This is a genomic window from Desulfoluna sp. HI9BLuna (assembly GCF_056829775.1).
Genome location: NZ_CP186555.1, coordinates 3007655 through 3020069, shown reverse-complemented (window position 1 = coordinate 3020069; position 12415 = coordinate 3007655). Strand labels below are relative to the sequence as shown.

The 12415-nt window shown below is 59.0% G+C and carries 10 protein-coding genes; 8 read left to right on the top strand and 2 right to left on the bottom strand.

Going from position 1 to position 12415, the window contains the following annotated elements; genetic code table 11:
- Positions 1–221: 221 nt before the first annotated feature.
- The 3 genes from ACOYW0_RS12220 to ACOYW0_RS12210 all read left to right on the top strand — a co-directional run bounded on the left by ACOYW0_RS12220 (position 222) and on the right by ACOYW0_RS12210 (position 4430).
- Positions 222–1001: an enoyl-CoA hydratase/isomerase family protein gene (locus ACOYW0_RS12220; RefSeq protein ID WP_482418697.1), complete on the top strand. Its 780-nt coding sequence runs from the start codon at positions 222–224 to the stop codon at positions 999–1001.
- A gap of 199 nt (positions 1002–1200) precedes the next feature.
- Positions 1201–2970 carry an acyclic terpene utilization AtuA family protein gene (locus tag ACOYW0_RS12215; protein WP_482418696.1) on the top strand — a complete coding sequence of 590 codons (1770 nt, stop codon included), beginning with the start codon at positions 1201–1203 and terminating at the stop codon, positions 2968–2970.
- Between the two features lie 800 nt (positions 2971–3770).
- Positions 3771–4430 (top strand): TetR/AcrR family transcriptional regulator, encoded by a 660-nt coding sequence (locus ACOYW0_RS12210; protein WP_482418695.1) that lies wholly within the window; start codon positions 3771–3773, stop codon positions 4428–4430.
- Between the two features lie 40 nt (positions 4431–4470).
- Here ACOYW0_RS12210 and ACOYW0_RS12205 read toward each other — a convergent pair whose 3' ends face one another.
- Both ACOYW0_RS12205 and ACOYW0_RS12200 read right to left on the bottom strand, forming a co-directional pair.
- The gene (locus tag ACOYW0_RS12205; protein ID WP_482418694.1) at positions 4471–4860 is read right to left on the bottom strand and encodes a hypothetical protein; all 390 of its coding nucleotides are present in this window, start codon (positions 4858–4860) and stop codon (positions 4471–4473) included.
- Positions 4861–5354: 494 nt separating this feature from the next.
- Positions 5355–5657 (bottom strand): Dabb family protein, encoded by a 303-nt coding sequence (locus tag ACOYW0_RS12200; protein ID WP_482418693.1) that lies wholly within the window; start codon positions 5655–5657, stop codon positions 5355–5357.
- Between the two features lie 490 nt (positions 5658–6147).
- On the opposite strand from ACOYW0_RS12200, the gene ACOYW0_RS12195 reads away from it, so the two are divergent.
- The 5 genes from ACOYW0_RS12195 to ACOYW0_RS12175 all read left to right on the top strand — a co-directional run bounded on the left by ACOYW0_RS12195 (position 6148) and on the right by ACOYW0_RS12175 (position 11846).
- Positions 6148–7692, top strand: coding sequence for an ABC transporter substrate-binding protein (locus tag ACOYW0_RS12195; protein WP_482418692.1), 1545 nt, complete (start codon positions 6148–6150; stop codon positions 7690–7692).
- Positions 7693–8053: 361 nt separating this feature from the next.
- Complete coding sequence (gene nikB / locus ACOYW0_RS12190) at positions 8054–8983, top strand: nickel ABC transporter permease (RefSeq protein ID WP_180138452.1); 930 nt, start codon at positions 8054–8056, stop codon at positions 8981–8983.
- A 10-nt stretch (positions 8984–8993) separates the two neighbouring features.
- Positions 8994–9848, top strand: coding sequence for an ABC transporter permease (locus tag ACOYW0_RS12185; RefSeq protein ID WP_482418691.1), 855 nt, complete (start codon positions 8994–8996; stop codon positions 9846–9848).
- 34 nt (positions 9849–9882) lie between these two features.
- Positions 9883–10857 (top strand): ABC transporter ATP-binding protein, encoded by a 975-nt coding sequence (locus ACOYW0_RS12180; protein ID WP_482418690.1) that lies wholly within the window; start codon positions 9883–9885, stop codon positions 10855–10857.
- The gene (locus ACOYW0_RS12175; RefSeq protein WP_482418689.1) at positions 10854–11846 is read left to right on the top strand and encodes an ABC transporter ATP-binding protein; all 993 of its coding nucleotides are present in this window, start codon (positions 10854–10856) and stop codon (positions 11844–11846) included. Before ACOYW0_RS12180 ends, ACOYW0_RS12175 begins: the two co-directional genes overlap by 4 nt.
- The last annotated feature ends 569 nt before the right edge of the window (positions 11847–12415 follow it).

Sequence of the window (12415 nt, the reverse complement as noted above, 5' to 3'; positions counted from 1 at the left end):
AATCAGGTTGCGGATGCGCTTTGCCCCTCGTTCCTCGGGTCAAATCACATCCGCCTTTAATGTAAAAATTCACTCAAAAAGATTTTTAAAACCTGTTTGTTAAACTTTTTAAAAGTTTAGCCCCCGGCAGGGCCGCCGGAGGCATAAGCTGAATAGTTACGGCGTTTTTTCCCAATGATGATCATCAACAGGCACCGCTTTCCACACCAAAGGAGATTGCCATGACAGACGCACCCCACCTGCTTTACACGGTCACGGATGCCGTGGCCTGCATCACCATCAACCGCGAGGCCCGTAAAAACGCTTTGAGCCCGGAGGCCATCGCCCTTTTCCACGATCATCTGGACGCCGTGGAGACGGATGCCTCGGTACGGTGCGTCCTCATCCGGGGTGCGGGATCCCGGGCTTTCTGCACCGGGGCGGACCTGGGCTCGGCCATCAAGACCGATGGGGATGCCCTGCCCACGGCCCTGGCCTACGCCCGGCTGCTCCACAGGCTCCGCACCTTTCCCAAGCCCACGGTGGCCATGGTTCAGGGGTACTGCCTGGCAGGGGGCATGGGCCTGATGCTCGCCTGTGACATGGTCCTGGCCGACGACAAGAGCCGCTTCGGCACCCCGGAGGTCAACGTGGGGCTCTTCCCCATGATGATCGGCGCCCTCATCTTCCGCAACGTCCCCCGCAAGAAAGCCATGGAGATGATCCTCACCGGGCGCATGATCGAAGCGGATGAAGCCCTGTCCATGGGCCTTGTCACGGCCCTGCACCCCACAGAAACCCTTGAGACCGAGACCCGTGATCTTCTCTGCCTGCTGGCGGGCAAAAGCCCCATCGGCCTGCGCCTGGGCAAGGAGGCCTTCGCGTCCGTGGAGACCCTGCCCTTTGACAAAGCCGTTGACAGCCTCGCCCAGGCCCTCACCCGCGTCATCGCCACACAAGACGCCGCCGAAGGCCTGAAAGCCTTTATGGAAAAACGGACACCGGAGTTTAACGGAACATAAAAAAAAGCCTCCGGCGGCAAGGTGTGCCACCTTGAAAGCAGGTCGCGAATGCGCTTTTTCCCCTCGTTCCTCGGGTCAAATCACATTCGCCTTTAAACGAGATCGCTTCAAAAATGAGTTTTTAAGACCTATTTGTTAAACTTTTTAAAAGTTTAGCCCCCGGCAGGGCCGCCGGAGGCATAAGCTAGCAGGAGGCCTCATGCCACACGAACATGCTGACGAAAACTTGATCATTGCCAATTGCAGCGGGTTTTACGGGGATCGGTTCTCGGCCATGAAGGAGATGGTGGAGGACGGGGAGATCCATGTGCTCACCGGGGATTACCTGGCAGAGCTGACCATGGCCCTGTTGTTCAAGGCCCGACGCAAGGATCCGTCCCTGGGGTATGCGGGATCCTTTTTGAAACAGATGGAAGAGGTGATGGGCACCTGCCTGGAGCGCGGAATCCGCGTGGTGGCCAACGCAGGAGGGCTCAACCCCAGGGGGCTTTGCGCGGCCCTTGAAAAGGTGGCGGCGGCATTGGGGCTTTCACCGGTTATTGCCTGCATCGAAGGAGACGACCTCATGCCCAACCTTGCAGGCCTTCAGAAGGGCGGAGAAAGCTTTTGCCACCTTGACCGGGGCACGCCCCTGTCCGAGGGCGGGGGCTTTCCCATCACGGCCAACGCCTATCTGGGGGGTTGGGGAATTGCCGAAGCCCTGGGTCAAGGGGCGGATATCGTTATCGGCGGGCGCCTTGCCGACGCATCCCTTGTGTCCGGTCCCTGCGCCTGGCATTTCGGCTGGAAACGGGATAACTGGAACGCCCTGGCAGGGGCGGTGGCGGCCGGTCACGTCATTGAGTGCGGTACCCAGGCCACCGGGGGCAACTACTCCCATTTCCAAGAGGTCCCCTCCTGGACAAAGGTGGGCTTTCCTCTGGCCGTCATGGAACAAGACGGCTCGTCGGTCATCACCAAGCACGAAGGCACCGGAGGCCTGGTCTCCGTGGGTACGGTCACGGCCCAGCTTCTCTATGAAATTGAATCTCCAGCCTACCTGAACCCGGACGTCACGGCCCGCTTCGACACCCTGCGCATTTCCGGTGAAGGAAAAGACCGGGTGCGGCTCTCGGGCTGCAAGGGTTCGCCCCCCCCTGCCACGGCCAAAGTGTGCATCAACACCATCGGAGGGTATCGGAACACAGTCTCGGTCCTTCTCACGGGCCTTGACCCGGACGCAAAAGCCCGCATCGTGGAAGAGATGCTCTTTGACGGCCCCGAAGGGCGGAAGCGGTTTGCTTCGGTGGAGACCCAGCTCTTACGCAGCGCCCACCCCTGCCCCCGATGCATGGAAGAGGCCATGAACCTCCTGCGCATCACCGTGCGGGACCCGGACGAGAAAAAAGTGGGCCGCGCCTTCACCGCAAAGGTGGTGGAGCTCGCCCTCTCCTCCATCCCTGGCTTCAACCTCACGGCTCCTCCGGCACCTGCCGTTCCGGAGATCATCCACTGGCCCGCCCTCATCCACAAAGGCAACCTCTGCGAAGCCGTCCACATCCACAACACCACCATCCTCGTGGACCCCGTAGAGGGCAACGGCGCAGGAGCACTGCCCCCGGATACGCCCGGTGACGAAGCGCCAACGACAGGTGCCACCATCACCCTGCCCATGGGCCACCTGTTCGCCACCCGCTCCGGGGACAAAGGAGGCAACGCCAACCTCGGCGTCTGGGCCAGGACCCCCGAGGCCTTTCACTTCTTGCAGGAGACCCTAACCCCGGCGCGCCTCAAAGAGCTCCTGCCCGACCTGGCCCCCTTTGCCGTGGACCGCTGGTCCCTGCCCAACCTGAACGCCGTCAATTTTTACATCCGGGGCATCCTGGGCGATGGCGTGGCAGCCTCCTCCCGCATCGACGCCCAGGCCAAAACCCTGGGGGAATACCTCCGATGCCAGCCCATGGAGGTGCCGAAAACGCTGGGAAACTGACTGAGATAAGAATTTTATGGTTAAAGTCGGCTCAAAAAGCGTGCCTCCGGCGGCGAGGTGAGCCACCTCGAAAGCTGATTGCCCTTGCGCTTTGTCCCTCGTTCCTCGGGCCAAAGCGCAAGGGCCTTCGGCTCGGGCTTCGCCCGATACAAACGCCGGTGGTTTAGGCGGACATGCTCTCTCCCATCGACGGTATGGGATACGCTATCGTAACTTGTCCATTATCGGTTTAACCGGAAGAACTCCGGTGGCATGCTGTGCCATCTTGAAAGCAGCTTGCGGGTGTGCCGTATGCACTGCTTGATTTACGAGGCACGATGACGGTTCGCGTTGCGCTAATCGGTGCGGGAGCCGCACCCTACAGGCCACGACTACTCCGACGCGGCTCGAGCAAAACGCAAGAGTACGCCATGCGTACCGCGTGACGCACGATGCACGCTGCCGGCTCGCGTTACGCTAATCGGTGCGGGAGCCGCACCCTACAGGCCACGGAACCCCGATGCGGCTCGAGCAAAACGCAAGGATGCGCCGTGCGAACCGTTTGACGTACGATGCACGATGGCGGTTTGCGTTGCGCTAATCGGTGCGGGAACCGCGCCCGACAGGCCATGGCGACTCCGATGCGGCTCGAGCAAAACATTAGGGTACGCCGTACCTACCGCTTAACGTGCGATGCACGCTGGCGGATCGCGTTACGCAAAGCGGTGCGGGAACTGCCCATACTTTGCCTTGGCCCGCGTTGTGGGGTTTGCTATGGAATGTGGATGGATTGCGCGGAAATACAGACTTTGGAGAGCTTGATGCAGGAAAACACGGACACCACCAGACAAGAAAAACCCTCAACGGCCAGGCGCAGGCGGGAAAAAGCCCACCGGAAGCGCACTATTCTCGATGCGGCTTTAAATCTCTTTGTGGCAAAGGGTTTTCACAAGACCAGCGCCAATGAAATCGCCAACGCCGCCGAAGTGTCCGTGGGCACGGTCTACTTCTACTTCAAAAACAAAGAGGCCCTTCTCATCCGCCTCACCGAAGAGATCTCTTATGAACTCAGGAAGCTGGTGGGCTCGGAGTTTACCAACTCCGACGGCACCCTGGACGGGTTCAGGCGGGCCGGGATCTCCTTCTTTAAAGATTTCTGCATTCCTCACCCTGAAAAGGTGACCCTCCTCTTCCGGGAAGCGGTGGGACACAGCCAGGCCGTGGAAAAAGCCAGGAAAAAAGGGTTTACCCAGCTCACCGAGGATGTGCGCAAGGCGATTCTCTTCATGGCGGAAAACATGGGCCGGCCCCTCACCGACCCGGATTCCGCGGACGTTTTGGCTGTCAGCATCGTGGGGATCTACGAACGGGTGGCTTACAACTACCTCTTCTGGAAAGAGGAAGAGGCGGACATCCTCAAGGTTGGGGAAGACGCGGTGACGTTTCTCGTGGCAGGGGTGGATCGGTTTCTCAAACCTTAGGCCCAGACTGTCGACAAGAGCAGGTGGCGATCGTTATCCCTCACGACTCCGGAGCAGGTGATTCCGCTTTCCGGGCAAGCTCCTCGTGGAGCCAGCTGGGGATCGGCTCATTGAAGTAGGCCCTCACCACGGCGTGGCCGATTTCATGGCGCAGGATGTGGATCTCACACTCCATGGGGATCACGATAAGGTTCTCCACGGCTGCATAAAAGGCGGGCACCTTCGTGGGGCGTCCGAAGATGCGGTTGTGCTCCTTGGACACGGCCTCTCTGTCCGGAACGATCAGGATGCTGTAATCTGTCTGGGAGGGATAAAGCTGGAGGGTTTTGGACACGTCGCGTTCCACAGCCACCGGATCGACTTTCCACTCCGATGTCGTGGCACACGCACTTACCACAAATGCCGACAAAGCGGCCAAAAAAAACTTCACTACCACACCTGCGATGCTTCAGGCTAACGCCCGTCAATAAAACGGAAGGGCATGAATCCTCCCAACACTGACACACCAGACAAAGAAACCTGAATTGTCGAACCAGGGGGTTCTTCGGGAAAAGCGAATAAGACGGAAACAACGAAAGAGTGGAAAGGGTATTCCTAAAATCTGATACCAACAAACATAAGACCGTTTTTTCCCGAATCAAGCCACTTTTTTCTAAAATCGACAGGTTTTTACGCACCCAGGCCGCCCCCTTGCCCGAACGGCCCTTAGCAGACGCGCTACATCCAGGTTCATGCGTATCTCATCGACCCATGACAACCCTGACTTTAGCAGGAACGCTCCCCATGTCACCGGCACCCATCCCGTCGGTCACCCGCCATTCTTTCATCCGCCCTCCCGGAAAAAACAAACCAGGCCGTGATCGATCCGGCAGGATCAAGCACGGCCTGTTTTACAAAAGCGACCGATGAAGGCCGAGGGTGGATTCAGCTTTCGTAATCCACCACCACCCTGTCGGAAATGACAGATCGGATATAGGCCAGGACCTCCAGGTGCTCGGGATGGCCCGCGTAGACGCTCAGGGCCTCTTTGCTGAGATGGGTGGTGGTGAGAACCACGTCAAAGGCCGCTTCCGTGGGGTTGAAGTTGATGCCCACCTCCACGGTCTCCAGCTCGGCGATTTTCGGAGGAAGGGCCTCCAGAAGGGTTTTCATTTTATGCATCGCGTCGTTTTTGTCCTCTGCGCTCAGGTCCTTGTTTATTCGAAATGCGACGACATGCTTGATCATCTGATCCTCCTTTTGGTGTTGTCCCGGCGCCACGGCCGGGCTCGTGGTTGCCCCCCCCCGTCTGTCCTGACACTCCTTGATCCGGCCACTGCACCGCAGCGCCCATCGGGGGAAAGTGTACCAGCCGCCATGCAACCTGTCAGCCCATTTTCACGCTCATTATACCCCCAGCAGGTACACCCATGCCACCACGCAACCCATTGATACATCCCCTATTGCCTAATATTTGATACGGGCGTCGCCCTTGGGAAAGCCCACGAAACGCTTCCCTCACACACAGGCATGTCTCTTTCTTAATCGGTTTTCCGGCTTATCGGACAACATTCCGATATACCGGGCAAAACGACTAAACCGTATTATTTTATCAGTCAAATTAAGTCCTTTTTACCCAAATTCCATGGACGTAAAATCAGACAAAAAAATTGACAGGGCCTACCTATTAATGAGAATCAAAGTTCATCTTATTTTTTATAATCACTGGAGGTTTTCAATGAATCGAACGCTCTCGTTCAGCCGTCTGGCCAAGGGCGGCCTGGTGGCCCTGCTCGCCTGTCTGATTGCAGCGCCCAACGCCCTTGCCCGTACGTCCAAGCACCCCGATACCCTTGTTGTCGCCACCACCTACGACGCAAAAACCCTTGATCCCTATATGACCAACGACGTGGCCTCGTCCAACGCCATGCGCCAGATCTATGAGACCCTCGTGGCCATCGACGCCGAAGGAAACGTGATTCCCTCCCTGGCCGAAAAAATCGACCGCGTTGACGGAAAGACCTATCGCTTTACCCTGAAAAAAGGGGTCACATTCCACAACGGCGAGACCCTCACCGCAGACGATGCCCTCTACAGCCTGAAGCGCGCCTATGAACGAGGCGCTTCTGTCCGCCACATCCTGGGTGTCATCGACCCCGCAGGCTTCAAAAAAATCGACGACCTCACCTTTGAAGTGAAGACCAAGGAGGCCATGAGCTCCTTCCTGGCCGCCCTTACCCACTTCGGCGGTGGTGTCATTCTCAACCAGAAAGCAGTGGAAGCAGCCGGCGACGACTACGGCTTCAAGCCCGTGGGCACCGGCCCCTACAAGCTCGCTTCCTGGAAAAAAGGCGACCGCATGGAGCTTGAGCGCTTCGAGGCCTACCACGGCACCAAGCCCGAGTTCCCCAAGATGGTCCTGCGCGTGATCCCCGAGGCATCCAACCGCACCATCGAGCTGGAGAGCGGCGATGTGGACATCTCCTTTGAGGTCTCTTCCCTGGACGTCTCCCGCGTAAAGGCCAACAAAAACCTGGAGCTCCTTACCCTGGTGGACACCGCCACCACCTACATGGGCTTCAACTGCAGCAAGGCCCCTTACGACAATGAGAAGCTCCGTCAGGCCCTGACCCTTGCCATCAACATCCCCGGCAGCGTCAAGGCCGTGTTCCGTGGCAACGCCTTCCCCGCCTACGGTCCCATCGCTCCCAACGTCAAGTACTCCAACAACGACCTTCAGCCCTCCAAGACCGACATCAAAAAGGCCAAAAAGCTCCTTGCCGAAGCCGGTTACCCCAACGGCCTCACCACCACCCTCTGGACCAACTCCAAGAAGGTGCGCGTGGACATGGCCACCATCATCCAGGCCCAGCTCAAAAAGATCGGCGTCACCGTCAAGATCCAGGTTCTGGAGTGGGGCGCCTACCTCCAGGGGCTGAAGGACAACAAGCACGAGCTCTTCATCGTGGGCTGGACCTGCCAGACCCCCGACCCCGACATGGCCGTATTCCCCACCTTCCACTCCTCGCAGATCGGCGGCAACAACTTTGCAGCCTTCGGCGATGCAGAGGTGGACGCTCTTCTGGACAAAGCCCGCATCACCCCCGACGGTGCCGAGCGTAAGGCCCTCTACTTCGACATTCAGGATAAGCTTCGTGAAAAAGCGCCCTGGGTCTTCCTGGCCAACAAGAAGATCGCCTACGGCATGCAGAACTACCTAAAAGGGTTCACCCCCAGCCCCTACGGCTTCCACGCCCTCTACGAAGTGAAAATGAAGAAGTAAGCAGAAAGAAGCATGCTCTTCAGGGTGCAGCTTGCACACCATGTGGTGCCAGGCTGCACCCACGCTTTTTTGTAAGAAACATGTCCATTTTCAGGTAAAGGCCTTCTGAAGAGTCACTTTGGAGGGCCGCCTTGCTTTTCCCTGAGGAACAAAGGGAAAAGCAAGGCGGCAACCAAAAGTTTTTTGCGAAGCCCTTGCAACGACTCGGTAACCAACCCCTCGTTGTTTGCAATGCAAGAAGGTATGCGGAAGGGGTTTGACGTCCGCATGAATATGTAAAACCTGTTTGTCAAACTTTTCAAAAGTTTGGCCCCCGGCAGGGCCGCCGGAGGCGTTTTTACCTAAATGTAAGGAGGTCGAATTGCTCGGCTATATTCTGAGACGATGCGCCATGCTGATCCCCGTGATCCTTGGCGTTGTCTTTATTGTTTTTGTCATGATGTACGTCACGCCCGGCGATCCGGCCCGTATGGTGTTGGGGGAGCAGGCGCCCCAGGAGGATGTGGACAACCTGAGGGCGGAGATGGGCCTTGACGACCCCTTTCTCTTTCAATTCGGACGCTATGTCTACAAAGCCGTGGTACACGGGGACATTGGCCGCTCCTACATCACCAAGCGCCCCGTGTGGGACGAGCTGATGACGGCCTTTCCCATCACCTTGAAGCTCTCGGCCCTGGCCATGGGCATCGCCCTTCTGGTGGGAATCCCCTGCGGCATTGTCACGGCCGTGAAGCAATACTCCATCTTCGACAACATCGTCACCCTCTTTGCCCTCATCGGCATCTCCATGCCGGTGTTCTGGCTGGGCCTGCTTTTGATCCTGCTTTTTACGGTAAAACTCGCCTGGCTGCCGCCATCGGGTTTTGACTCCCTTGCCGCCATGATCATGCCCGCCGTGACCCTGGGCCTCCAGAGTGTTGCCATCATCACCCGCATGACCCGCTCCAGCATGCTGGAAGTGGTTCGCCAGGACTACATCCGTACGGCCCGCTCCAAGGGCCAGAAAGAGAGCGTGGTGATCCGCAAGCACGCCCTGCCCAACGCCCTGGTCCCGGTTGTCACCATCGCCGGTATCCAGTTTGGCATCCTCTTGGGCGGCGCGGTCTTGACCGAGATCATCTTCTCCATCCCGGGGCTGGGACGCCTCATGGTGAGCTCCATTGAAATGAGGGATTACCCTATGGTCCAGGGGGGCGTTCTCTTCATCGCCCTGGCCTTCTGCCTGGTAAACCTGGGAGTGGACCTGCTCTACGCCTGGCTCGACCCCCGTATCAAATCCCAGTACACGTAAAGGAGCCTCCGTGCAGACCAAGAAAAATTCTCTCTGGGGCCAGGTCTTCGGCCGCCTCAAAAAAAACCGCATGGCCATGATGGGCCTTTTCATCCTCTTTGCCCTGCTGCTCACGGCCCTCTTTGCCAATGTCATCGCCCCCTTTCCCTTTGACGAGCAGGACCTCTTCGCCACCCTGGAAGGGCCCTCTGCCGCCCACTGGTTCGGCACCGACGAGTTCGGAAGGGACATCTTCAGCCGCATCATCTACGGCAGCCGCATCTCCCTGCAGGTGGGCTTCGTGGCCGTGGGATTTTCCGTCCTGGCCGGGGGCTTCATCGGCGCCGTGGCCGGTTATTACGGAGGCCGCACCGACAACATCCTCATGCGCCTCATGGACATCCTGCTCTCCATTCCCCAGCTGCTGCTGGCCATCTCCGTGGCCGCTTCCCTGGGGCCGGGCCTTTTGAACCTCATGCTGGCCGTGGGCATCGCCGCCATTCCGCAGTACGCCCGCCTTGTCCGGGCCTCGGTGCTCTCCATCCGGGACCAGGAGTTTGTGGAGGCTGCCGTCTCCGTAGGATCCAGCGACCTGCGCATCATCTGTCGCCACATCCTGCCCAACTGCATGGCACCCATCATCGTCCAGGCCACCCTGGGCGTGGCCTTTGCCATTCTCATTGCAGCGGGCTTAAGCTTCATCGGCCTCGGCCTGGAGCCCCCCACACCTGAGTGGGGCGCCATGCTCTCCGGCGGACGCGAGTTCATCCGGGACTACCCCTACATGACCGTCTTCCCCGGCCTGGCCATCATGATCACCATCCTGGGCCTCAACTTCCTGGGCGATGGCCTTAGGGACGCCCTGGACCCGAAGCTCAAGAACTAAGTTTGAAACCAGCTCTGATTTGGAGTCACGATATATGTCCGACACACCTTTGCTATCCATCCGGGACTTAAGCGTCCGGTACAGCACCGACAACGGCGCGGTGAAAGCCATCTCCGACTTTCACCTCGCCATCGACAAGGGCGAGACCTTAGGGCTCGTGGGAGAGACCGGCGCAGGCAAGACCACCATGGCCCTGTCCGTCATGCAGCTCATTGCCGACCCTCCCGGCCGCATCACCGGAGGGGAGATCCTCTTTGAAGGAAAGGACCTCACCAAGACCTCTGAGGCCGACATGCGCAAGATCCGGGGCGGCAAAATCGCCATGATCTTCCAGGACCCCATGACCTCCCTGAACCCCATCATCCCCGTGGACGAACAGGTGGCCGAGATGATCGCCCTGCACAACAAGGTCTCCAAGGAAGAGGCCCTGAAGCGGGCCCTTGCCATGCTGGAGACCGTGGGCATCCAGCCCGATCGTGCCGGGGAGTACCCCCACCAGTTCAGCGGGGGCATGAAGCAGCGGGTCATCATCGCCATTGCCCTGGCGTGCAACCCGGCCCTGCTCATTGCCGACGAGCCCACCACGGCCCTGGACGTCACCATCCAGGCCCAGGTGCTGGAGCTCATGAAGGCCCTGAAGAAAAAATTCGAGACCGCCATGATCATGATCACCCACGACCTGGGCATCGTTGCCGAAACCTGCGACCGGGTGGCCATCATGTACGCGGGCCGCATCGTGGAAGAGGCCACCACCGAGCTGCTCTACGCCGATCCCAGCCACCCCTATACACAGGGACTGTTTGCCTCCATCCCCAACGTGGAAGAGGAGCGCGAGAGCCTGGCCGTGATCCCGGGCCTTCCCCCTGATCCCACGGACATGCCCAAAGGGTGCCCCTTTCACCCCCGGTGCGACAAGGCCATGCCCCGCTGCAGCACCGAGATCCCGCAACCCGTCGTCCGCGAAGACGGCCACATGGTGGCCTGCTTCCTGGAAGGAGGTGACGCATGAGCGCCCCGTTTATCCAGGTCAAGAACCTGAAAAAGTACTTTGACACCAAAAAAGGGCCCCTCCACGCCGTGGATGATGTCACCTTCGACATCAACAAAGGGGAGACCTTAGGGCTCGTGGGCGAGTCCGGCTGCGGCAAGTCCACCACGGGCCGGGCCGTCATCCGGCTCCTGGAGCCCTCCTCCGGGGAAGTCCTCTTTAACGGCAGCGATATTTTGCCCCTGCCCAAAAAAGAGATGAAGGCCATGCGCGCCAAGATGCAGATGGTCTTCCAGGACCCCTACTCCAGCCTCAACCCGCGCCTGTCCGTCTCGGAGATCATCTCCGAGCCCTTAGACGTCAAAGGCCTCGGCTCCGGCGCAGACCGCACAAAGCGCGTGGCCGAACTCATGGACATCGTGGGCCTTGGCTCCCGGCTCGCCAACGCCTACCCCCATGAACTAGACGGCGGCCGCCGCCAGCGCGTGGGCATTGCACGGGCCCTGGCCCTGAACCCCGAGTTCCTCGTCCTGGACGAGCCGGTGTCGGCCCTGGACGTCTGCATCCAGGCCCAGGTCCTCAACCTTCTGGACACCCTCCAGAAAGAGATGGGCCTCACCTATCTCTTCATCTCCCACGACCTCTCCGTGGTCCATCACGTGTCTGATCGCATCGCCGTGATGTACCTGGGCCGCATCGTGGAGATGGCCGACTACAAGACCATTTTCAACGCCCCGGTCCACGCCTACACCAAGGCGCTCCTGTCCGCCATCACCATTCCCAAGCCCAACCTCGACCGGGAACGGATCATCCTCGAAGGAGACGTGCCCAGCCCCATCAACCCGCCCCCGGGCTGCCGCTTTGCCGGCCGCTGCTACTACGAGAAGATCGGCGCCTGCACCAGCGAAACCCCGGCCCTCAACGAGGTGTCCCCCGGACACTTCGTGGCCTGCCACCTGGCCGAACAGGTCATGGCAGACCAGATGCAGGGTGAAGCCAAGGCAGTGTAAGGAAAAAACCAAAAACCTGCCTCCGGCGGCGAGGTGAGCCACCTCGAAAGCAGGTTGCGGATGCGTTTTGCCCCTCGTTCCTCGGGGCAAATCACATCCGCTTTTAAAACGAATTTAGTTAAGGCCTGTTTGTTCGTTTATCCACCGCAGAACAGCCGTAGGTATCGCTTTTGTATATTGTATTTTTTCACGGGCTCTACGTAAAAAAAGTGCCCGTAGGATGATAAAAGCCACAATAGAAAGCACTGAAACAAAGTAAGGTACGCTTTGGAGCGCCGCACTCCGGTGCGGCATAGCGATGACGCACCCAAGAGGGCGTCACCCCCCGGCGTACCGCCACCGGTTGTATCAACACGGGTGTGTGAGGAAGAGGATGCGCCCCTTTCTCCCCACCCATGAACCAACACCGGAGAAACGAAGGCAACGCAATGGGTATTCGTTAATAACCATCGGTGACCGGGCGTGGAATCGCTATGCTCCTGCCGTTACAACAAACGACTCGCCAGCTCCCCCTTTTCATCCCAGCCTTTCCCGTGGCATGATCGAATCAGCCCGCCATTGCATGTGTA